Origin of the sequence: Winogradskyella eximia, from assembly GCF_003386165.1 — a bacterium.
GTDB classification, from domain to species: Bacteria; Bacteroidota; Bacteroidia; order Flavobacteriales; family Flavobacteriaceae; genus Winogradskyella; species Winogradskyella eximia.
Genome location: NZ_QRDV01000005.1, coordinates 14,131 through 36,988 on the forward strand (window position 1 = coordinate 14,131; position 22,858 = coordinate 36,988).

Annotated in this window: 17 protein-coding genes; 11 read left to right on the forward strand and 6 right to left on the reverse strand. The window is 32.6% G+C overall.

Features of this window, described 5'->3' with window-relative positions; translation table 11 throughout:
• The first annotated feature begins 196 nt into the window (after positions 1–196).
• Positions 197–1,285 carry a M42 family metallopeptidase gene (locus DFQ10_RS11210; RefSeq protein ID WP_115817521.1) on the forward strand — a complete coding sequence of 363 codons (1,089 nt, stop codon included), beginning with the start codon at positions 197–199 and terminating at the stop codon, positions 1,283–1,285.
• A gap of 51 nt (positions 1,286–1,336) precedes the next feature.
• A complete protein-coding gene (locus tag DFQ10_RS11215; RefSeq protein WP_115817522.1) occupies positions 1,337–1,897 on the forward strand; it encodes an NUDIX hydrolase in 561 nt (186 codons plus the stop codon).
• 322 nt (positions 1,898–2,219) lie between these two features.
• Here DFQ10_RS11215 and DFQ10_RS11220 read toward each other — a convergent pair whose 3' ends face one another.
• Positions 2,220–3,197 (reverse strand): helix-turn-helix transcriptional regulator, encoded by a 978-nt coding sequence (locus tag DFQ10_RS11220; RefSeq protein ID WP_115817523.1) that lies wholly within the window; start codon positions 3,195–3,197, stop codon positions 2,220–2,222.
• A gap of 89 nt (positions 3,198–3,286) precedes the next feature.
• Between DFQ10_RS11220 and DFQ10_RS11225 the strand changes: the two genes are divergently transcribed.
• The 7 genes from DFQ10_RS11225 (at position 3,287) to DFQ10_RS11255 (ending at position 13,259) form a co-directional block, all read left to right on the forward strand.
• The gene (locus DFQ10_RS11225; RefSeq protein WP_115817524.1) at positions 3,287–4,543 is read left to right on the forward strand and encodes a flippase; all 1,257 of its coding nucleotides are present in this window, start codon (positions 3,287–3,289) and stop codon (positions 4,541–4,543) included.
• Positions 4,544–4,556: 13 nt separating this feature from the next.
• Positions 4,557–5,234, forward strand: a complete 678-nt coding sequence (locus tag DFQ10_RS11230; protein ID WP_115817525.1) for a PrsW family intramembrane metalloprotease — start codon at positions 4,557–4,559, stop codon at positions 5,232–5,234.
• An 83-nt stretch (positions 5,235–5,317) separates the two neighbouring features.
• Entirely contained in the window at positions 5,318–5,797 is a 480-nt protein-coding gene (locus tag DFQ10_RS11235) for an acetyl-CoA carboxylase biotin carboxyl carrier protein subunit (protein WP_115817526.1), read from the forward strand.
• Between the two features lie 95 nt (positions 5,798–5,892).
• Positions 5,893–7,332: an acetyl-CoA carboxylase biotin carboxylase subunit gene (accC, locus tag DFQ10_RS11240; RefSeq protein WP_115817527.1), complete on the forward strand. Its 1,440-nt coding sequence runs from the start codon at positions 5,893–5,895 to the stop codon at positions 7,330–7,332.
• Between the two features lie 116 nt (positions 7,333–7,448).
• Positions 7,449–8,990: an acyl-CoA carboxylase subunit beta gene (locus DFQ10_RS11245; RefSeq protein ID WP_115817528.1), complete on the forward strand. Its 1,542-nt coding sequence runs from the start codon at positions 7,449–7,451 to the stop codon at positions 8,988–8,990.
• A 164-nt stretch (positions 8,991–9,154) separates the two neighbouring features.
• Positions 9,155–10,123, forward strand: coding sequence for a serine hydrolase (locus DFQ10_RS11250; RefSeq protein WP_115817529.1), 969 nt, complete (start codon positions 9,155–9,157; stop codon positions 10,121–10,123).
• Positions 10,124–10,415: 292 nt separating this feature from the next.
• Positions 10,416–13,259: an Npt1/Npt2 family nucleotide transporter gene (locus DFQ10_RS11255; RefSeq protein WP_115817530.1), complete on the forward strand. Its 2,844-nt coding sequence runs from the start codon at positions 10,416–10,418 to the stop codon at positions 13,257–13,259.
• Here the strand turns inward: DFQ10_RS11255 and DFQ10_RS11260 are convergent.
• The 4 genes from DFQ10_RS11260 to DFQ10_RS11275 all read right to left on the reverse strand — a co-directional run bounded on the left by DFQ10_RS11260 (position 13,249) and on the right by DFQ10_RS11275 (position 19,901).
• Positions 13,249–14,508, reverse strand: a complete 1,260-nt coding sequence (locus DFQ10_RS11260; RefSeq protein ID WP_115817531.1) for a serine hydrolase — start codon at positions 14,506–14,508, stop codon at positions 13,249–13,251. The genes DFQ10_RS11255 and DFQ10_RS11260 overlap by 11 nt on opposite strands.
• Positions 14,509–14,511: 3 nt before the next feature.
• Positions 14,512–17,418, reverse strand: a complete 2,907-nt coding sequence (locus tag DFQ10_RS11265) for a PEP/pyruvate-binding domain-containing protein (RefSeq protein WP_115817532.1) — start codon at positions 17,416–17,418, stop codon at positions 14,512–14,514.
• A 192-nt stretch (positions 17,419–17,610) separates the two neighbouring features.
• Positions 17,611–19,383 carry an ABC transporter ATP-binding protein gene (locus DFQ10_RS11270; RefSeq protein WP_115817533.1) on the reverse strand — a complete coding sequence of 591 codons (1,773 nt, stop codon included), beginning with the start codon at positions 19,381–19,383 and terminating at the stop codon, positions 17,611–17,613.
• Between the two features lie 74 nt (positions 19,384–19,457).
• Positions 19,458–19,901: a DinB family protein gene (locus DFQ10_RS11275; RefSeq protein ID WP_115817534.1), complete on the reverse strand. Its 444-nt coding sequence runs from the start codon at positions 19,899–19,901 to the stop codon at positions 19,458–19,460.
• Positions 19,902–19,984: 83 nt separating this feature from the next.
• Between DFQ10_RS11275 and DFQ10_RS11280 the strand changes: the two genes are divergently transcribed.
• Positions 19,985–21,187: a multidrug effflux MFS transporter gene (locus DFQ10_RS11280; RefSeq protein ID WP_115817535.1), complete on the forward strand. Its 1,203-nt coding sequence runs from the start codon at positions 19,985–19,987 to the stop codon at positions 21,185–21,187.
• On the opposite strand, the gene DFQ10_RS11285 is transcribed toward DFQ10_RS11280, so the two are convergent.
• Positions 21,184–21,804, reverse strand: coding sequence for an L-threonylcarbamoyladenylate synthase (locus DFQ10_RS11285; RefSeq protein WP_115817536.1), 621 nt, complete (start codon positions 21,802–21,804; stop codon positions 21,184–21,186). The two genes, DFQ10_RS11280 and DFQ10_RS11285, sit on opposite strands and share 4 nt — an antisense overlap.
• Positions 21,805–21,941: 137 nt before the next feature.
• Between DFQ10_RS11285 and DFQ10_RS11290 the strand changes: the two genes are divergently transcribed.
• Positions 21,942–22,808: an alpha/beta hydrolase gene (locus tag DFQ10_RS11290; protein ID WP_115817537.1), complete on the forward strand. Its 867-nt coding sequence runs from the start codon at positions 21,942–21,944 to the stop codon at positions 22,806–22,808.
• Positions 22,809–22,858 lie beyond the last annotated feature (50 nt).

Sequence of the window (22,858 nt, forward strand, 5' to 3'; positions counted from 1 at the left end):
GGTCACATGGAACATCCTAATTAATCATTTGATTGATTATCATTTTATTTGGATGGATGTTTCATTGAATTGAATTTAAGTTTAAGATTATTGATGTATAAGTGTAAAAATAGATGAATTTGTTACAAATAATTTTCAAAAGATATTAAAAGCTTAGGAAATCCTTTTATTTTTACAGAAACTCAAAACAATTATTATGGCTTCTAAAAGCATACTCAATAAAAAATCACTCGATTTCCTCGAAAAATATTTAAATAACGCTTCTCCTACTGGTTATGAATGGGAAGGCCAAAAAATCTGGATGGATTACCTAAAACCATATGTAGATGAATTTATTACAGATACTTACGGTTCTGCGGTTGCAGTAATTAATCCTAAGGCTAAATACAAAGTGGTTATTGAAGGACATGCTGATGAAATTTCATGGTATGTTAACTACATTTCTGATAACGGTTTAATTTATGTCATTAGAAATGGTGGAAGTGATCACCAAATTGCTCCAAGTAAAATTGTAAATATCCATACTAAAAACGGCATCGTTAAAGGTGTATTTGGTTGGCCAGCAATTCATACTAGAAGTAAAGCCAAAGAACAAGCACCTAAACCAGACAATATTTGTATTGATATAGGAGCAAAAGATAAAGAAGAAGTAGGAAAAATGGGTGTTCATGTTGGATGTGTAATCACGTATCCAGATGAATTTCATATTCTGAATAAAGACAAATTTGTTTGTCGTGCATTAGATAATAGAATGGGTGGTTTTATGATTGCCGAAGTAGCTCGTTTATTGAAAGAAAACAAGAAAACATTACCATTCGGACTTTATATTACCAATTCCGTTCAAGAAGAAATTGGCTTACGTGGTGCCGAAATGATTACACAAACCATTAAACCAAATGTGGCTATTGTTACTGACGTTACACACGATACCACTACGCCAATGATTGAGCAGAAAACACAAGGTTATGCTGAAATCGGAAAAGGTCCAGTGATCGCTTACGCTCCTGCTGTACAACAAAAATTAAGAGATTTAATTACAGAAACTGCTGAAGCAAAGAAAATACCTTTTCAACGTGCTGCATTATCTAGAGCCACAGGAACAGACACTGATGCTTTTGCTTACAGTAATGGTGGTGTCGCTTCTGCCCTAATTTCATTACCACTACGTTATATGCACACTACAGTAGAAATGGTACATAGAGATGATGTAGAAAATGTGATTAAGTTAATTTATGAAACATTACTTAAAATAGAAGACGGAGAAACGTTTAGCTACTTTAAATAAACTTATTCTAAGACCTGTCAGATTATTAAAACCTGACAGGTCTATTAATATATGGACGAATACCTTGATATAGTAGATGAGAAATGTCGACCTACTGGTGAAACAGCTTTAAAATCTGAAGCACATGCTAAAGGTTTATACCACAACACCATTCATTTATGGTTATACACGTCTAAAGGTGAAATCCTTTTACAACAACGTTCTCACAAAAAAATCATTTTCCCTTTATTATGGGATGTTTCTGTTGCAGGTCACATTGATGCTGGTGAAACTTTTATTGAAGCCGTTAAACGTGAAACTGAAGAAGAAATCGGTTTAAAATTAGTACCAGAAAATCTTCAAAAAATTGGAACTTTTCTTCATGAAACAAGTTATGCTGAAGGCAAGATTCAAGACAATGAATTTCATCAGGTGTATATCGCAGAATTGACAGTGCCGTTAAACACTTTAGTGAAACAAGAATCAGAAGTTGAAGCGCTAAAATTAGTCACGCTTGAAAATTTTGAGGATTTATTAAAACATAGCAAAACCAACATGCATTTTGTGGCTAGTAATTATGACTATTATCTTAAAGTACATAAAGCCATACAAAACAAATTACTGAAGCTTTAGTAATTTATGCTTCTTACTAAATAAAAGCCCCAACCTATTCGGTTGAGGCTTTTTTCAGCAAGTTACGGCTGAAACCATCAATCAGTGTTTGATTAATAAATAGCGATCCCTATATCCTATTTTGTGGCTTCAAAGCGTAAATATTAAATAAACCTAGTTTTAAAATTTTCCTAAGAAAACCTCCCTAACTATTAGCTTTATCAAAAGTAAGTCTGAAATGGTCAAAATGTGTCTACTTCATTATTATAATAGGATGCCATGATAAATTATAAAAATTGATAAAAAGCAGTTGAATTTAAACAGACAATAAATGATTATGAATCTATTCGTAATAACTCAGCATATACTCCAAATGATGCTTTACATAAGCCTTTACATGCAATGGACCAATCACTTTAACCCAAAGGTTGTACTTTAAGATTTCCATTAAAAACTCATAATTAGGTTCAACAAACACTTTTATTTCTCCCCAAATATTCGGGTTTTTATAGTCTAAGTTTTGGGTATTCAATTCTTTTGGCCGTGTTACAATTTGTTGAGAGTGATGTAATGGATTATTTTCTAAATATTTAAAATGGTGATTGGCCACTTCTATATGGATCCATTCCGCGTTTATATCTGTTTTTAAAATGCCGATAACATTTTTAAAATAATCCTTTGGACTAAAAGCCACGGGTTCTTTAATGTGCTGTTTACTAATGGAGAGACTCTTTATTCTATTGTCTAAACAAAAGGCGTAAAATCCATATTGCTCATTATATGCCATTAAGTACCAAGCTTTATTGATTTCCTTAATGTGCAGCGCCTGAAAAAAGCCACTTATAATCTTAAAGCTATCATCGTACCAGCCTTGATAGGTGATTTCAATTAATAAATGTTGCTCTATAGCCTGAATTAGAGGTACCAAATCCACTTGCGAGCTCAACGAACTACGTGCTGTTGTTACATAAGTTTTCCATGCATGGGCATGATGATGCAAGAGATAAAGTTCTGTTTTTTCGTAAATTTCTTTTAAGGCTTCACTTATTTCATAGCCATCTACATAATAACCGTAATTACGCTTGTGCAAAATAATAGCTTGATAATAGGATTTTATTTTATCCAAATCACGCTTAATTGTTTTCTGACTGTGTAAATTCAGTTTATCGTAAAGCGGATCATCCATATTATCGGCACGTAACTGATCTAAAGATTTTTGTAAATCTTCCAAAGGAACAAACCCATTCTTTTCAATACCATAAACTTTAGGGTTTGAAATAATGCGTAAAATATAATAACGACGAAGAAACTCTGGAGTCATCTAATGGATTGAAAAACGAATGTAATAATAAACTTTGAAATGACTAAAAGGAATTGGTTTTTATATCTTTGAACACCTAAATATACTACATGACATCGGTTTTTAGTAAAAAAGATTTTATTGCGACCAAATGGTTTACTTTAGAAAAACTGATACAACTTATTACAGGTGTCTTAATTGTTCCTCAAATTTTTAGCCTCTTAGGTACTGTAGATATAGGAAAACTCAAATTTGTGGAATCGGTTTTAGGCATGCTGACTCCTTTGTTTTTTTTAGGCTTATCTAGCATCTGTATCAGAGAAATTGTATTTCATCCCAAACGAAGCCAACAAATATTAGCTGCTGCTTTTTACCTTCGCCTCATAAGCTGGATTGTTATTTTAATAGGAATACTTATCTATTTTAATATCTCAGAAAGTAGCCCTTTAAAGGGATTGTATTACATCATAACTATCAGTTATCTTTTTAAGCTTACCGATGTTTTTGAATATTATTTATTGGCCAAAAAACAGACAAAAATTATATTCCTGAGTAAAATAACAAGTTTAATCATTATAACGACTTTACAATATTATGGCGTTAAACATCAATTTGATGTCTATTATTTTGCCAAACTTATTGTCCTCGATTTTTTAATTCAAGGCTTAATTTACACGCTCATTTTAAAGTATAAAAAGCAACTTTCATTTCAACAATGGACCTTTTCATGGCCTTTAGGAAAATCGTTATTAAAAATGTCGTTTCCTTTAATAATTTCCAACAGCTTAATTATGTTTTATATTACAATAGATGAGCTATTTTTAAAATATTTTTTAGGAGATCATGCCAATGGTATCTTTGCTACAGTCCAGTTTTTAGTCATAGCTTTGAGTTGGAATATCGGATTTTCTATTATCAACGCACTCTACCCTTCTTTAGCCGAATCATATCAAAACAACAAGCAGCTTTATATCAAAAAAATAAAAAGGCTTCTAAAAATTATGTGTGCTTTGGCTATACTTATTGGTATACTATATACACTCTTCGGAAATGTCATTTTAAGTACCTATTTTACAGAAAGCTTTGCTGAAGCCAAAATCCCTTTATTAATTTTCTGTTGGGCACCTCTTTTTGTGTTTATAGGAATGATTTACGAAAAACACCTTATCAATACAAACGATCTACAAAAAAACGTATACCGATTTATTTTAGGCTGTATTGCAAACGTTATTCTATGTTATCTACTCATCCCTATTTGGCACGTTACCGGAGCTGCTATTGCCGTTTTAACAAGTCACTTTATCACTAACATAGTCTATATTTTTTTAGACTCTAAAATCAGAAAACAACTCTTGTCTCTTTTTTAATTATTTTTGATTTATGAATCTACTCTTATTAGCAATCGCACCTGTATTTGCCATTCTATTATATATTTATGTGCAAGACAAGCACGAAAAAGAACCACATCGCTTATTAATTTCAAGTTTTCTCTTTGGAGCCATTGTTAGTATAATTATAGTCTTTGTATTATTTTTTTTTACAGGAAGATTAATTCCAATTACAGATAAATTCAGTGTTTGGGAACAATTCATCCAAGCGTTTATCGTTGTCGCATTATCAGAAGAATTCAGTAAATACGTTATTGTAAAATATTATGCCCAACCCAAAAAAGCATTTAACGAACCTTATGATGGTATTATTTATGCCGTTATGGTGTCTATGGGATTTGCTTGTACAGAAAACATCATGTATGTTATAGATGGAGGTTATGAAACTGCGCTTTTAAGAGCTTTTACCGCTGTTCCTGCGCACGCTACCTTTGGAGTTTTAATGGGATATTACATGGGAAAGGCAAAATTCTCTAATAATAGATTAGTGCTTAATCTAACAGGTTTATTATTAGCAACCATATTTCATGGAGCGTATGACTTCTTCTTATTCATTAACTTTATTCCTGGTATTTCAATTGGTGCATTTATTTCTTTAATCATTGGAATTTTATTATCTCGAAAAGCCATTAAACGCCATCAAGAAGATTCAAACTTCAAATCTTTATAAAATTCATAAAATAAAACTTAATAATTTCATATTTTGCAGTTGAATTAGCTTTTATCTGCTAATCACGTAATAAACTCAATTTTATGTATAAAATAAAAGTCAATGCTACTCATACTTTCGAAGTTACTAAAGAAAGCATGGAGACACTAGATGTTGTTGAAACATCAGCGAATCACTATCATATTCTTCAAGATAATACTTCAGTAAAAGCTGAAATATTACAAACCGACTTTAATAAGAAAACCTATTCTATTAAAGTGAATAACAATACCTACGATGTTACTATTAATGACACTATAGATCAACAAATTGAAGCTTTAGGTTTTGAAATTGGTGCTCTAAAACAAGTCAATGATATTAAAGCTCCTATGCCAGGTTTAATATTAGAAGTTAGCGTAAAAGTTGGCGATGAAGTTAAAGAAAATGATACATTATTAATTCTTGAAGCCATGAAAATGGAAAATGTAATGCATTCACCTCGAGAAGGAATTATAAAATCCATTCATGTAAAATATGGTGAAACTGTAGATAAAAATTCACTTTTAATTGAATTTGAAAGCTAAATAAGCGTCTTTCTTAATATCACACTGAGTGCTTCAATGTGTATTTAAAAAGTAAGTATAATTAAATAGATCTTCCGTTTTCACGGAACATAAAGATGAAAAAATTACTAGTAGCAAATAGAGGAGAAATTGCCATAAGAGTTATGAAAACGGCTAAGAAAATGGGCATCAAAACAGTTGCTGTGTTCTCTGAAGCAGACCGTAACGCTCCACACGTAAAATATGCAGACCAAGCCGTTTGTATTGGTCCTGCTCCATCAAACGAGTCGTATTTAAGAGGCGATAAAATAATAGAAGTTTCAAAATCACTTCATGTTGATGCCATTCATCCTGGTTATGGTTTTTTAAGTGAAAATGCTGATTTTGCAGAATTGTGCGAAGACAATGATATCATTTTTATCGGACCACGTTCTAAAGCGATCAAACTAATGGGTAATAAATTAGCCGCTAAAGAAACCATAAAGGATTATAACATTCCTATGGTACCTGGAACAGATGAGGCTATTACCGATATTCCTGAAGCCAAAAAAATCGCAAAAACAATAGGATTTCCTATCCTTATTAAAGCTTCAGCTGGAGGTGGTGGAAAAGGTATGCGTATTGTTGAAAACGAAGCGGAATTTGAATCGCAAATGAATAGAGCTATCAGTGAAGCAACGTCTTCATTTGGTGATGGCTCTGTATTTATTGAAAAATATGTGGCTTCACCACGACATATCGAAATTCAAGTTATGGCAGACACACATGGTCATATTATTCATCTTTTTGAGCGCGAATGTTCTATACAACGTCGTCATCAAAAAATAGTTGAAGAAGCACCTTCTGCAGCATTAACGCCAGAGTTAAGAGAAAAAATGGGACAAGCTGCTATAAATGTAGCACGCTCATGTGACTATGTTGGAGCCGGAACTGTGGAATTCCTTTTAGACGAAAACTTCAATTTCTATTTCTTAGAAATGAATACTAGACTTCAAGTAGAGCATCCTGTTTCCGAGTGGATTTCTGGAGTCGATTTAGTAGAACTTCAAATTAAAGTTGCTAGAGGTGAAAAACTAAATATTAAACAAGAAGATTTAAAAATTAATGGTCATGCTTTAGAACTTCGTGTTTATGCTGAAGATCCTATGAATGACTTTTTACCAAGTGTTGGAAACTTAAAGGTTTATAAACTTCCTGAAGGAGAGAATATAAGAGTAGATAATGGTTATGAAGAAGGTATGGATATTCCTATTTATTACGATCCAATGCTATCTAAACTCATTACTTACGGAAGCACTCGAGAAGAAGCAATTGCACTAATGATTACAGCAATAAATAATTATCAAATAGAAGGTGTACATAGCACTTTGCCTTTTGGTCGCTTTGTTTGCGAGCACGATGCATTTAGAAGTGGTGTTTTTGATACCCATTTTGTAAAAAACTACTACTCATTTAACTTATTAAAAGAACAGCACTTATTAGAAGCAGAAATCGCTTCAAAAATTGCATTAAAGCACTTTTTAAAGGCACAGAAAATTTTAAGAGTATCTAATTAGTCGTTGTTAACCATTAGCTAACAATGAATTAAGCCTAATAAAATTATTTGAATTAAAACATCACCAAAACCATATAAAAACCTCATCCTTAATAGTTTTGGATCAAAAAAATAAGCATGAACGACAAAATAAAAATTTTAAACGATAAACTAGCTCTAGCAAAACTTGGAGGTGGACAAGCACGAATAGATAAACAACACCAAAAGAAAAAACTAACAGCGCGCGAACGTGTAATATATCTTTTAGATGAAGGTTCGTTTGAAGAAATTGGAGCTTTAGTAACCCATAGAACTAAAGATTTTGGAATGGCTGACCAACAATTTTATGGAGATGGTGTAGTTACAGGTTATGGCACCGTAAATGGCCGATTAATATATGTTTTTGCACAAGATTTTACTGTTTTTGGTGGTTCATTATCTGAAACTCATGCTGAAAAAATCTGTAAAATTATGGATATGGCTGTTAATGTTGGTGCACCATTAATTGGTCTTAACGATTCTGGTGGAGCTCGTATTCAAGAAGGAGTGCGTTCTCTAGGTGGTTATGCAGATATCTTTTATAAAAATGTTCAAGCTTCTGGAGTCATTCCTCAGATTTCTGCTATCATGGGACCTTGTGCTGGTGGTGCTGTGTATTCACCTGCAATGACAGATTTTACCATGATGGTTCAAGACACAAGTTATATGTTTGTTACAGGTCCTAATGTGGTAAAAACTGTGACTAATGAAGAAGTAACGAGTGAAGAATTGGGTGGTGCAAGTGTGCATTCTTCAAAATCTGGTGTCGCTCATATAACATCAACTAACGATGTAGAGTGTTTAGAAGATATTAAAAAACTATTGAGTTATTTACCACAAAGTAATAAGGAAAAACCAATAGATTTCCCATTTGAGCTTAAAGAAGAAGTGAGAGAATCTTTAGAAACTATTGTCCCTGAAAACCCAAATAAACCTTATGATATGCATAAGATTATTGAGGGTATTATTGATGAAGGTTCCTTCTATGAAATCCACAAAGACTATGCGGAAAATATTATAGTAGGTTTTGCTAGATTAGGAGGTAAAAGTATTGGTATTGTTGCAAATCAGCCAATGTTTTTAGCAGGAGTTTTAGATGTGAATAGTTCTAAGAAAGCAGCGCGTTTTGTGCGTTTTTGTGATTGTTTCAATATTCCGCTTTTAGTATTAGAAGACGTTCCAGGTTTTTTACCAGGAACTGATCAAGAATGGAATGGTATCATTGTAAACGGAGCTAAACTGCTCTACGCTTTTAGTGAAGCTACAGTGCCAAGAATTACAGTAATTACACGTAAAGCCTATGGTGGTGCTTATGATGTAATGAATTCTAAACACATTGGTGCAGATATGAACTTTGCTTGGCCAAACGCTGAAATTGCAGTTATGGGAGCCAAAGGTGCTGCTGAAATTATTTTTAAACGTGAAATTTCTAAAGCTGACGACAAAGAAGCGAAGTGGAAAGAAAAAGAAGCTGAATATGCTGAACTTTTCGCTAATCCTTATAGTGCTGCCGAACGTGGTTTTGTAGATGATGTAATTCTTCCACAAAACACAAGACGTAAATTAATAAAAGCATTTAGCATGTTAGAGAACAAGGACATTGTTAAACCTAACCGAAAACACGGAAATATCCCATTGTAACTTAGCTCTAAAAACTCACAACTTAAAACACTAAAAAACAAAGAATTAAAACCGATAAGACGCTTAAAATATTGTGAAATATTTATGATTTAGACGAGTATCTAGTGACATCCATTGTATGTACCTTGCACGTATATTATTGAATTTATAAACTAATAAAACTCATGAAAAACATAGTTGTACTTATTTCCCTTGTTTTAGCTTTTAGTTGTGAATCTCAAACTTCTAGAGAGCAATTGTTTTCTAATACAACTCAGGTTACACAAGAAAACATAAACATTCAATTACCTATTGAAGTTAAAGATTCTATAACAAAAATAGACGACCTTAGAAACATTCAGTTACAATCGTTATTAGAAAAAGAAATCAATAAAAACAAAACTTGGAAAAATTTAGTAGCTAATAAATCTATGGCTATTGGTATTGTAGATTTAACAGATTTAAATAGCATTAAGTACGCTGGCATCAATGACGAGAATATGATGTATGCAGCAAGCTTGCCAAAGATTGCTGTATTATTAGCTGCCATGGATGCCATTGAAAAAGGGGAATTAGAAGATTCTCAGGAAATCCAAGACGATATGAAACTGATGATTAGTAAATCTAATAATCAAGCCACAACTCGTATGATTGATCGTGTTGGTTATGCGAAAATCGAAGAGGTTTTAAGATCCCCAGAGAATGAACTTTACGACGAAGAAACAGGTGGTGGACTTTGGGTTGGCAAACGTTATGGAGGTGGTGGAGACACTAATAGGGAACCATTAAAGCAACTAAGCCATGCAGCCACGACAAAACAAGTATGTAATTTTTATTACCAAATGATAACAGGGAATTTAGTCACTGACGCTCGCTCTAAAGAGATGCTAGAGATTATGAAAAATCCTGCGTTACATCACAAATTTGTAAACACTTTAGATAAAATTGCACCTAAAGCTGATGTGTATAGAAAATCTGGATCTTGGAAAAGCTACCATTCAGATTCGGCATTAGTTTGGGGACCTAAGAGACGTTATATTATTGTGGCATTGATAGATGATAATTCTGGAGAGACCATTATTAGAAATTTAGTACAGCCTTTAGAAAAAGCAATGAAAAAAGCACGTTCATTAAATAAGCAACAGAAAATATGATGCTCTACTCCAATCTGTTGTTATAAAATTTTTAGTTGGTTCTACTTTTAAAAAGACTATCAAAGTGAATTTTTAAAGAATACGAAATGACGGATATTAATGGGTCAAAAAAAATGTCCGCTGGGCTTGTTGATTTAAGTAATTTAAGCATTAACATTCTGTAGAAAAACAGCAAATTAGGTGAACACATAAATTGGAGTTAAACAAAGCCTACTGAAAAATCCTTAAAACAGAACAATGCGTAGTCGCTAATGACTAAATTAGCGATATGCTTTAATAATGGCCCAATTAAATGTCTGTAATACAAATTTCAAAAAAATATATACTCAAAGTATTTGATTTAAAAGAAGAAGAGTTACCTAAAACACTTCTTCTACAGTTGAATATATTTATTATTATAACGACACTTTTAATTGTAAAGCCTACAATTAACTCCCTATTCTTATCCGAATTAACGGCAGATGCACTTCCATTAGGTTATATATTAACAGCAGTAATGGCCGTTATTGGCTCCTATTTTTATAATAAAGCCTTAGAAAAATATCCTTTAAATATTATCATTGATCGTACTTTAATTGGTTCAGTTATTTCCCTAATTCTATTCTCGATCGCACTAAATTTTAATATTGCTGTTGATCCATTATTATACATACCCTATGTTTGGGTTGCTATTTTTGGTTTATTAACGGCATCACAGTTTTGGATCCTTGCTAATCTGGTTTACAACGCAAGAGAAGCAAAACGCGTTTTTGGTTTCATTGGAGCAGGTGCTATAGCCGGAGGGATTTTTGGTGGTTATTTAACATCAATATTGACCAATTTTTTGAATACAGAAGATTTATTATTTGTAGCTGGTGCATTACTCGCTATCTGTATTCCCATAACGCGCTATATCTGGAAAAACGAAGTCGTTAAGCTGAATACGTTTCAAGTGGCTTTGAGGTCTGATCCTAAAACAGATTCTCCTTTTAAACTCATTAAGCAATCGAAACTATTAAAATTGATTGCTATCGTCATCGGAATCAGTGTTTTAATAGCAAAATTAGTTGATTATCAATACAGTGATTATGCATCTCGCCTCATAGAAAATCAAGAAGAATTAACTTCCTTTTTTGGATTTTGGTTTTCTACATTAAGTGTAATTTCCTTATTAATTCAGTTGTTTTTAACTCAAAGAATCGTTGGAACTTTTGGTGTTGGAAAATCTCTACTTTGGTTACCTTCAGGTATTTTAATAGGCTCTATTTTGTTATTGATTATTCCCCAACTTTGGGTCATTGTTTTTATTAAAGTTGTGGATGGCAGTTTGAAACAATCGGTTAATAAAGCAGCTACGGAATTACTGTCCATCCCTATTCCTATCGACATAAAAAAGAAAACAAAAACGTTTACAGATGTTGTGGTTGATAGTATTGCAACAGGTTTAGCTGGATTTATTCTTATCTTTTTTATTAATGGGCTAGAGATAGCGTCAACTTATATAAGCTTAATCATTATCGTTTTAATTACAATTTGGTTGTATTTTATATATCATCTTAGAAAAGAGTACATCATTTCATTTAAAAAGTTGCTAGAAATTTCACCTGAGAAAAAAGAAAAAACAACTAAAAAAGATATTAAGGTCACCTCTATTATTGATACTGTTATTCGGGTTTTAAAGGAAGGTAATGGCAACCAAGTTTTGCACATGCTTCAAAAAACACTTGAAGTAAAAGATGAACGTTTTTTCACTGCGATTAAAAGTCAACTTAACAATCCGTCTCCAAAAATACGTGCATTGGTTATTGACAATTTATACTTTTTAAGAACTGAAAATCTAAGTTCTCAAATAGAAACCATTATTCACGATACGGATCAACAGGTCACAACAGTTGCCTTCAGATATTTACTAAAACATTATAACAAAAACACCGAAGAATTATTTAATAAGTACCTTTATAGCGACGATAAGACTATTGCCAATGCTGCATTAGTCGGACTGTCATTAGAATTAAGAAACAACCAATTATTACAGCATCGCTTTAGTTTAGAAGACAAAATAAAAACAGCTTTAACCCAGTATTCTGAATTAACTTCTCAGGATGATAAGAATCACAAAATATTGGCAATTCTTGAAGCTATCGGTAATGCTAAAGTGGAACGGTATTATGACATCTTAAAAACTCAGTTAAAATCAGATCATTTAGAAATCTTAAATATGGCGATTCTAAGTGCTTCAAAAACCTTAGATATACAATTTCTAGATACTATAATTTCTTTTCTTTCTGGGAAAGAAACTCGAAAAAGTGCCATTGAAGCGTTAACCTTTTATGGTGAACCCATTATTGATATTCTTGCCGAAAAAATTAAATCTGAAACCATCGAATTAGAAGATGCGCATTATGCCATTTTAGTCATTGAAAATTTCGCTTCTCAAAAAGCTATCAATACGTTAATAAAATTAACCGGCGACACCGAACACACTATTAAGATTGAAGCTATTGAGGCCTTAAGGCGTCTTAAATGGAAACATAACAACCTACAGATTAAGGATCAATTTATAGTAGATAAAATTTTGGACGAATGTCATTTATACCAAAATACGCTTGCTGTAATTCATTCTCAAATTGTGATTCGTTATAAATCGAAAAATAAAACAGAAGGATCAAAAGACATCGATGAAGCAAGAAAAGGTCTGATTAATTTATTAGAACTGCGACTAGACCGACAATTACAGCGCATATTTAGATTTTTAGGGATAAAATATCCTCCCAATGATGTGGATTCTATTTTAAATACCATTCTAAAAGGAAAAGAAGAACAACGTATACTTGCCATTGAATTTTTGGAGAACATTCTAGACAATCAATTAAAAAAAGAATTGATTCCTGTGGCTGAATCTATTTTAATAGGCATCCGATCTGAAGAAAATCTTAAAAAATTAAATCTAAAAGTATTAAGCGAAATAGAATGCTACAGTGAATTATTAAAAAGAAAGGATTTAAAACTAAAACTTGCCGTCCTCTACCTCATTGACAAATCTAACGACCCAAAATTCAATCCGTTATTAGAACTTATTTTAATTACTGATAACAATCCGAAAATTAAAAAAAACATAAAAGTGATACTTAAAGGAGCATCCGCGACTACTTCGTAATCACTTTATCTATGCTAGATGCCAACATCATATGATCTGTACCTGAATTTTTTCGCAACACATTGGTCATTAAAGTCACCATGTATTTACAATTATCAGGATGTTCTACAATCACAACAGAATTCATAAAATTAGTAACGTTACCCATATATTTCCCACAAGCTTCACCTTTACTTCGGTCGCATTTATAAAGGCTTCCAGATTTAAAATACACAGCAGCATCTTTTAATGCTGGAGATTGTGCGTATCTAATTCTTCGGTCTGTCATATACATTAAACGTTTCATTTCTAAACTAGACGCTTCATCAACGATATTACCTTGTTCTAATTTTATTAAAAATTTCATTAATCCCAAAGGAGAACCTATACTTCCATCCTTGCTACCAACATAGGTATTAGCTCCTCTTGTAAAAAAGGTTCCTAATCTCCATTCATCTTTAGTAATGCCTAACGCTCTTAATGGTAAATTAACCACATCATTACCTAAATCCGTTAACTCTCTTCTGTTAGCAGTTTTAAAATAAGTATCCGCTTCGTCTTGTGTTAATGCTGGGTACTTATCTCCAAAAATCTGCATTAATAACACTTCTCTCCAAACAATACTTGCGGCACCATTATTACTTACCGATAGCATATGATCTGCCCATTCAAAAAGTGTAAATACATCACTAGCAATTACCTGACGCTTTACTAGTTTTTTAGTTTCAATATTATAAATAGGAATGGTATGCTCATCTGTTAATCCCCAAACTCCTGCTCTAACAGATTTTGATCTCAGCAAGTCTAAACGTTTTTCAAAATCATCTGGATAAATCTTAGCCAACTGTGTAAAAAGTCCGGTTAATACCGCTAATTTACCTACACTGCCTGGTTGATAACCCGAAGTTTCATTTCGTTTGGCATAACGTAAACTATCTGGATCAGAAATGTCTAATACCGCAATAGAATAACTTTTATCTAAGCCTTTGAATAAACTACTTATTTCTTTTTGAAAAGCTTCATCTACAACCAGAAAAGACCCTATACTATCTGCTTTTTTAGATGTGAAATTTAAGTTAATATCCATATATGACTTCATTGCTCCTGCTGGTAATTTAGCAGCATCAACAAGTTCTCCACTTTTAATTAACTCTAGTCGTTTTAAGCGCTTTATTCCCGTATGTGTATAACCATCAATTGGGTAATAATTTAAAGTCGTAAATGCCGTACACAAAACGAATAGAACAAGGATGAGACTTAATTTTTTCATCTTTTAATTTATATTTTTTGAAAGCAAAATTACTTTCGACTTATTAATTTTTGGAGTAATAGATTCTAAATACTCAGAACTTAATGCATTTTTATTTTCTACAAATGGACGTATTTGAAACAACCATAATTTATTATCCTTAAAACCAAGCTCCACATCATACGCACCTTCATAATCTGAATTGGTTTCTTTAGGAATGGCAATTCTAATGGTTTTCGCTAAATCTCTTATTTCATTTATGTTTTGGATATTTAAAACAAAATCATCGAAGGTTGAAGTTTGCTTTTCCATACCTCCTGTAATTGGTAACCTGTTGAAATATGATTCTCTCGCAGGCGCTAACAACTGAAAGCCACCTTCATTTTTAATCAGATAGGTTTCTGCTGATTGTCCATCAACCGCTCCACCTGCACCTCTGCTAAACGCTACTGTAAGATCATTATCGTTACTATTACTGATACCTTTGGTAATTAAAACACCTGAATAATCGACATCTACACTAGGAATTACCAAAATAGAAGGAAATACATTTTCAGGATTCAAAAGGTATTTTTGTCTCCATTTAAAACTGCGTTCGGTATATGGTGAGGCCCAAACATCTTTGATACCTTCAATAATTTTATTTTTATCTGCAACGTTAAATAAGGTAAGGTTTAAACCGGCTCCTGTAAATTCTTTTAAATCTTCCATATTAGTATCACTGCGTAAAAACACAGGTACATCACCCATTTCATTCCCTAAAATTGATTTAAAATCTTTTTCAAGTTCTGAAAGAAACTCAGGTTTCATTGGCATTTTCTTTATGGCAACTCTTAAGATTTCTAATTGCGATAATTGATAAGCTTCAATTTCAGCATCACTATTATCTTGTGACATCTGTTCTGCTTTAGCAAACATTGCGTTTAAGAATTCCCAATATGTTTTATTCTGATCAGGCATTTGCTGATCCATATGACTTTTAAAAATCCCGAAAGGAATCACAAGACCTTCAACTACTTTATCGGGAAACATTTTTTTAAGCTGTCCTAAATTGGCTGCTTTTGGTCCGCATAATTGTCCGGAATTACTAGCATCAACACTTCTAAGATTTAGAATATGAGTTTCATCTAATCTGATTTTTTCAATGGGCACAGCAATTTTTCCTTCCTTTCGTTCTTTTTTCAAAAATAATGCGCGCTCGCTTTCTGTCATATCCTTTTCGAGCTTCATAATGATGTTTCCTTTATTTGAAACCGCATAGAAAACCGTCTCTCCATTATATTTTAAAAGACTCTGTAGATTATCATCTGATAATGCAGCATTCGGAATGCCTAAGTTTCTAGCTAATAGTTGCACGTGTGAGACCATATTCCCTTCAGAAACTGTGGCTATACCTGCAATAGGTTTTAAATCGGAAGGTGAACGCTGAAATATATATATTTTATTAGATGATACTTCTATGTCTTCAGGTGATCCTGAAACCACAACTAATTCACCCAAAGCATAACCAGGATTTAAACCTCTAAAGCCACTTTGATTTGGGACATCTAAAACTTTGTTTGTTAACGATGATTCTTTTGCAATAAAATCTCCTAAATCGCTCACAGCTTTTCCTAAGTGTAAAGCGACCGAACCTCTAATCTTATCATCAATAAAACCATAAGCCAAGGGCTCAAAAGCGGTATATTGATCTACAACATGCTGATAATTGGCTTTTACCATAGACGAGCTCCACTCTACTTGACGCCTCGCATTTTCGAGCACTTGGGTTAACTCATCTAAGGTCATCGTTTTATTTTCCGATGGTTTAACACCTAAATCTAATTCTTGCCATTCTGATAATTCTACATAACCAGCACCTGCAGTTGCTAAGCCTAAATAGCATATTTTATTCAATAACTCACCAACGGTCCCAGTTTCCCAATCTTGAGCAGTCTTAAAAACAATTTCTTCTAATTTAAGCGACACATCTAATAACTGTAACCGTTTTGCTCCACTCGTTTCAGTAATTACTGCTTCACGAATATCATAAAGTAATTGTGATGACTCTTCAATAAGCTTTGATGGCTCTGAAGTATCAGAATTAGAACTTATAAAGCCATTTATTTTTGAACCAATCTCTGTGTTCTTAAGCGCAGTAGTCTGTTTTACCAGTGTTGAAACATCCACTGGTTTAAAAAACAGAGTCATAGTCGCAATTAATTCATCTATTTTCTTTCCATTTACTGTAGATATTTTAGAGGTATTTGTTTGCTTGAAGTTTTTAACTTTTTGAATATCTGAAGCTTCTGGTAAACTATGAATCTTAACACGTAAATCCATAAACTCAGGAATCACATCAGAAATCACCTTAGATTGACTGCGCATTAATTGTGCAACATTATCATCACCACTATGCGGAATATCTTTTAAAGACTGCCTAATTAAAAAATAGTTTTGTTTAATATGAGTGTCATCCGCTAATAACCATTTGTAGAATTCAATTCCCCAAGCCTCTTCATCTTCTGACTGAATTGAGCCTCTATAAAATTGTCCTTTTTGATTTACCCATCCATTATCAATAGTTCTTAAATACTTATCTAATTGGTATTGTTTAAGACGCGAATGATTATGCTTTACATCCCAAAACTCAGCGGCATCGGTATAGGCTAATATCTGACCTAAATAAATATGATTGGTTTTGCCTAGGTTAACAACAGCATCTTTATAGCGTGCATGCTGAACTCCTGGCCCAATATTTTCTGGACATGGATCTTTTGGTTGACGTAAACTTCCGTCTGTACAAAACCATCGAATATCCTTATAAGGACCACGCACATCATTTTTATAAGTGGTGATTAAGTCTTTTATTTGGTCATTTGACACACTCTGAGAACACACAAAAGTTGAGAATCCCAATAGGAAAAATGATAGTACTATATATTTATTCATAACTTGATTTATCGCTACTTAATATACATCAAATCTAGCATCTATTTACAATCAAAATCACTGATATTATATAAGTTATTGACAATAATCAAATACAAATACGTGAATACAATAGATTGAATTTACAATGGAACTTTTGAGATTTTCCCCCTTTGTATATCATTTTGAATTCAAACCATTTTCTATAATTACTTAAATCTTAGCCTGAAACGTATATAAATCGTAGTAACGTCCTTTTGCTTCAAGTAACTCATCATGAGTACCTCTTTCTGCAATACGTCCGTTTTCTATCACTAAAATCTGATCTGCTTTTTTAATGGTACTTAAACGGTGAGCGATAACTATAGTCGTTCTATCATTAGTTAATTCTGATAAACTTTTCTGAATTAAGCCTTCACTTTCTGTATCTAAATTAGACGTTGCTTCATCTAAGATAATAATCTTAGGATCTGCTAAAATCGCTCTAGCGATAGCTATACGCTGTCTTTGTCCTCCTGAAAGTTTCACACCACGTTCGCCTATTAAGGTTTCTAAACCATCATCAAAACGATCTGTAAACTCATTTACGTAGGCTGCTTTTACTGCGTTTAACAATTGTGCTTCAGTTGCGTTAGGCCTAGGAAACATAATGTTTTCTCTTATGGTGCCTTCAAATAAAAATTCATCTTGTAATACCACTCCCAAGTTTTTTCTAAAACTACTCAGTTTCACTTTAGACAAATCTTCACCATCTATAGTAATTTTTCCAGATTCTGGATTTAAAAATGTTGCTGACAAACCAGCAATTGTTGATTTACCAGAACCAGAACTGCCAACCAATGCTACTACAGCTCCAGATGGTACTTCAAAATTTATATTATGTAAGACAGGTTTTCCTTCTTCATAAGCAAACGATACATTATCAAATTTTATATCGCCTTTCATAGTTTCTAGCTCTATGGTGCGGTCTTCCTGTTCGTCTTCAGCTGCTAGACTCATTAATTCTTCAGTACGATCTAAGCCTGCTAAAGCCTCTGTTAATTGGCTACCAATGTTACTCATTTGCACAATTGGAGCGACCATAAATGCCAATAAAAACGTAAATTGTAAAAAGTCACCAGGTGTAATTTCTCCTTGAATCATGTAATGTCCACCAATTCCCATAATTCCTGTTGTTGCTAAACCAATTAAAAAGGTTGAAGAACTTGTCATTATAGCCGTTGCTGTCAAACTTTTTTTAACATTTTGAAAAATGTTCTCTACTCCTTTTTCGAAAACTATATTCTCTTGTTCTTCAGCATTAAATGCTTTTATCACTCTAACACCAGCTAATGTTTCGTTTAAACGACCTGTAACTTCTGCATTAATTTTCCCTCTAGCTCTAAAAATTGGACGAATATACTTGAAGGCTTTTAAGGCAATAATTCCGAAAATAGACAATGGAATAAAAGTGAAAAGTGTCATCCAAACATTCATCCTTAATAAAATAATCAAAGTTAAAATAGCTGTAAACGAACCTCCTACTAACTGTACTAAACCTGTACCTATAAGATTCCTAACACCTTCAACATCCGTCATTATTCGAGATACTAATGCTCCTGATTTTGTGTTATCAAAAAAACTAATAGGTAGAGATAACACTTTTCTTTGTACTTGAGCTCTGAGTTCACTAATTAAATATTGAGCTTGAACACTTAATACTTTAGTTAATAAGAAGGATGTTATGGCTTGCACTAGAATAGCAGTAATAACAATTGATATTAAGATATAGAGCTGATTGTAATCTTTATTTGGAACCACCTCATCTAATAGCACTTTGCTTTCTAATGGCAAAACAAAACCTGCCAAACTACGAATTATAATGAGAAATAAACCTAAGAGCACTAATTTTCGTCTTGGCCAAATAATGGTCTTAAAAGCCGATTTCATTGTTACTTTTGGCTTATCTGTTTTAGATCGTTTAGGTGCCTCTTTTAAATGTTGCATTTTACAGTCAGTGTTTGTGCAAAGATACGCTTACAATTCTCTTAATCCGATATACGATAAATTCAAATTTAATTTTAATCTAGAAGTCGTCTATGATAGTTAATTTGCCCTAAATGATAAGACAAATGTGTAGACAAATGAACTAAAAAGTATTCCGTACTCATTGGTTTTTTAAATACCTGAAGCTCATATTCTTTTTGTAAATCTGCTTCGGTTAATTTTTTTAATGTTCGGTCTATTACATCAAGAGTATCTTCAACTTGCTTAATCAATTCCATTTTAGGAACATCTGTTAAGGTAAATTCTAATTCTCGTTGCCTTACATAGCCAGTGCCTCCAAGAATTGCACCAATAAAATGATTAAGATTTCCTATAAGATGAAGACATAGACCTCCTGCTGAGTTAGTTATTAAACCTTCTGTTTTCCATAAATTAGATTCATTCTTATATTGTCTAATTTCTTCAGTTAAAAGATTAAGATCTCTTGTAAATAACTCTAGTAATGTTTGGGTTAGCATTCTTTGTATTTATTAAATATTAATATCTCATTTTAGGGTAACTTCTCACCAAAAATAGACAATATTTAATTTACTTTTGCGGCATGAAAAATGAAAAAAGATCGCAATTAGAATTTGTAATATTAATGGCAGCATTAATGTCTATAGTTGCGCTTTCTATTGACGCGGTTTTACCTGCATTACCTAAAATTGGAGATTACTTAAGTAGTGTTAATGAGACTGATAACCAAAAGCTTATTACTGCTATATTTTTAGGACTCGGATTTGGACAATTAATATTTGGTCCCTTATCTGATAGTTTTGGGCGTAAACCAATGGTTTATTTTGGGTTTGGTGTTTTTGTAATTGCTTCTATAATTTGCATCACTACGAGAAACTTTGAAGTGATGCTTTTTGGCCGTGTGTTACAAGGAGTAGGTTTATCTTCACCAAGAACTATGAGCATTGCTATAGTAAGGGATTCTTATAATGGAGATCATATGGCAAAGATATTATCTATTGTCACTATGACTTTTATCTTAGTACCTGTCATTGCACCAATGTTGGGTCAGTTTTTATTAATTCATTTTGGTTGGCAATCTATTTTTACGGTAAACCTAGTGTTTGGTTCAATGATAATAATCTGGTTTTGGAGACGACAACCAGAAACTCTACACAATAGCTATCAAAAAACGTTTCATTTATCCATCTTTAAAACTGGTACAATAACGTTCTTTAGAATAAAATCTGCAGTAATATATACACTACTTTCAGGATTGGTGACAGGTTCTTTTATGGTATATTTAAGTACATCTCAACAAATCTTTCAAGTACAGTATGATTTGGGAGACTACTTTCCTTATATTTTTGCAAGTTTAGCTGTTACAATTGGCTTGGCTACTTTTTTAAACAGTGCTATTGTAATGCGATTTGGCATGTGGAATTTGGTAAATATTGCCTTGTTGGCTTTTGTTGTTATTTCCTTAATTTATGTGATTCTTTTCTGGTCTGGTGTAAACCCTCCAATAGAAATATTAATTCTCTTTTTAATGCTTCAATTTGCTAGTGTTGCTTTCTTATTTGGGAATTATAGAGCATTAGCCATGCAACCTATGGGACATATTGCAGGTATTGGATCTGCACTTAACGGATTTATTTCTACCGTAATGGCAGTGCCTATTGCGAATTATATTGGTAGTTTTATAAAAACATCTGTATTACCCCTTTTTATAGGATTTTTAGTTACAGGAATTATTGGGTTGGTTTTATTCTATAGTGTAAAGAAACCTGTTAGATTGAAAGATTAAAAAATCTCCAAGCTTCCTTTACCCTTTCTCACAACTACTGGCTCATCTTCGGACAAATCAATAATGGTAGATGCTTCATTATCACCATAGCCTCCATCGATAACCAAATCGACTAAATTATCCCATTTTTCAAGAATTAATTCAGGGTCTGTAGTGTATTCTAATACATCATCGTCATCTCTAATAGAAGTAGAAACGATAGGATTACCTAGTGCAGCAACTAATGCTAAAGCAATAGAATTATCTGGCACTCTTATACCAACTGTTTTACGTTTTTTGAAAGGATTTGGTAAGTTTTTAGATCCTGGTAAAATAAAAGTATAAGGTCCAGGTAAGGCACGTTTCAAGATTTTAAAAGTTGTAGTATCTATTTGCTTTACATAATCACTTAAATTACTTAAGTCCTCACAAACAAATGAGAAATTAGATTTCTCTAGCTTTACACCTTTAATTTGAGCAATGCGCTCTAATGCTTTAATATTGGTAATATCACAACCTAAACCATACACTGTATCGGTTGGATAAATGATTAATCCACCATTTTTTAGTACCTTAACCACTTTCTGAATGGCTTTAGGATTAGGGTTTTCGGGATATATTTTAATAAACTCGGCCATAATAAGTCTCTTTCACGTACGTTATACAAAGTAACCATAATTTTTAATATGAAACGAGCCTCTTCTATATTTTATCATCTCAATCAATGATTAATTATCAATAAATACGTCTTATTAAAAATACAATTTTCAATTAAATGAAACAATTTAAATTAATCTTCATTCTATTATTTTCAGTTTCAATACTGATTTCTTGTTCTTCTGATAGTTCTGATACTAATGAAACTGAAGTTTTAAATCCACTTGAAGCATATGAGGCATTAAACATTTCTTATGGTGATGATAGTGACCAAGTTTTCGACTTATACTTACCTGCAAACCGAACCACTGCAACTAAAACAATTATTTTAATTCATGGAGGAGGATGGACATCTGGAGACAAAACAGATATGAATCCATACAAGACGTTTCTAAAAGACCAAATGCCAAATTATGCAGTAGTTAATATTAATTATCGTTTAGCAGATGAAAACAATCAAGCGTATCCAATGCAAATTAATGATATAACGAGTGTTGTAAATTTCCTAAAAGACAATAAAATTAATTATACAATCTCTGATGATATAGGCTTTGTTGGTGTTAGTGCTGGTGCTCACTTATCATTATTATGGAGCTATGCTTTTGACACAGATAACCAAACAAAAATGGTTTGTAGTGTTGTAGGACCTACTAATTTTACAGATCCTGCATATTTAGATAACTTAAACAATGTATTTTTTCAGGAGATTATAAATACATTTGGTATAAATCCAACAACCAATTATTTAGAAGAAGTTAGCCCATACCACAACGTAACAGCTGAAGCACCACCTACCATATTATTTTATGGAGCTATAGATCCTTTAATTCCAACAACACAAGGTACCGCAATGCGAGATAGACTTGAAGAATTAAATGTTATACATGAATTTACGTTATATCCTCTTGAGGGACATGGTTGGAGTGGTTTAAATTTACTAGATACAACCATAAAGCTACAATTGTTTATTGAAACGCATTTATAATTGAGCAAAGAATTTATGATTAAAAAATGTTAAAAAACTAAAAACATGTA

Excerpts from the sequence above, each read along its gene's own strand:
- DFQ10_RS11210 (WP_115817521.1), top strand. The coding sequence starts at position 197 with ATGGCTTCTAAAAGCATACTCAATAAAAAATCACTCGATTTCCTCGAA.
- DFQ10_RS11215 (WP_115817522.1), top strand. The coding sequence starts at position 1,337 with ATGGACGAATACCTTGATATAGTAGATGAGAAATGTCGACCTACTGGT.
- DFQ10_RS11220 (WP_115817523.1), bottom strand. The coding sequence starts at position 3,197 with ATGACTCCAGAGTTTCTTCGTCGTTATTATATTTTACGCATTATTTCA.
- DFQ10_RS11225 (WP_115817524.1), top strand. The coding sequence starts at position 3,287 with ATGACATCGGTTTTTAGTAAAAAAGATTTTATTGCGACCAAATGGTTT.
- DFQ10_RS11230 (WP_115817525.1), top strand. The coding sequence starts at position 4,557 with ATGAATCTACTCTTATTAGCAATCGCACCTGTATTTGCCATTCTATTA.
- DFQ10_RS11235 (WP_115817526.1), top strand. The coding sequence starts at position 5,318 with ATGTATAAAATAAAAGTCAATGCTACTCATACTTTCGAAGTTACTAAA.
- accC (WP_115817527.1), top strand. The coding sequence starts at position 5,893 with ATGAAAAAATTACTAGTAGCAAATAGAGGAGAAATTGCCATAAGAGTT.
- DFQ10_RS11245 (WP_115817528.1), top strand. The coding sequence starts at position 7,449 with ATGAACGACAAAATAAAAATTTTAAACGATAAACTAGCTCTAGCAAAA.
- DFQ10_RS11250 (WP_115817529.1), top strand. The coding sequence starts at position 9,155 with ATGAAAAACATAGTTGTACTTATTTCCCTTGTTTTAGCTTTTAGTTGT.
- DFQ10_RS11255 (WP_115817530.1), top strand. The coding sequence starts at position 10,416 with ATGTCTGTAATACAAATTTCAAAAAAATATATACTCAAAGTATTTGAT.
- DFQ10_RS11260 (WP_115817531.1), bottom strand. The coding sequence starts at position 14,508 with ATGAAAAAATTAAGTCTCATCCTTGTTCTATTCGTTTTGTGTACGGCA.
- DFQ10_RS11265 (WP_115817532.1), bottom strand. The coding sequence starts at position 17,418 with ATGAATAAATATATAGTACTATCATTTTTCCTATTGGGATTCTCAACT.
- DFQ10_RS11270 (WP_115817533.1), bottom strand. The coding sequence starts at position 19,383 with ATGCAACATTTAAAAGAGGCACCTAAACGATCTAAAACAGATAAGCCA.
- DFQ10_RS11275 (WP_115817534.1), bottom strand. The coding sequence starts at position 19,901 with ATGCTAACCCAAACATTACTAGAGTTATTTACAAGAGATCTTAATCTT.
- DFQ10_RS11280 (WP_115817535.1), top strand. The coding sequence starts at position 19,985 with ATGAAAAATGAAAAAAGATCGCAATTAGAATTTGTAATATTAATGGCA.
- DFQ10_RS11285 (WP_115817536.1), bottom strand. The coding sequence starts at position 21,804 with ATGGCCGAGTTTATTAAAATATATCCCGAAAACCCTAATCCTAAAGCC.
- DFQ10_RS11290 (WP_115817537.1), top strand. The coding sequence starts at position 21,942 with ATGAAACAATTTAAATTAATCTTCATTCTATTATTTTCAGTTTCAATA.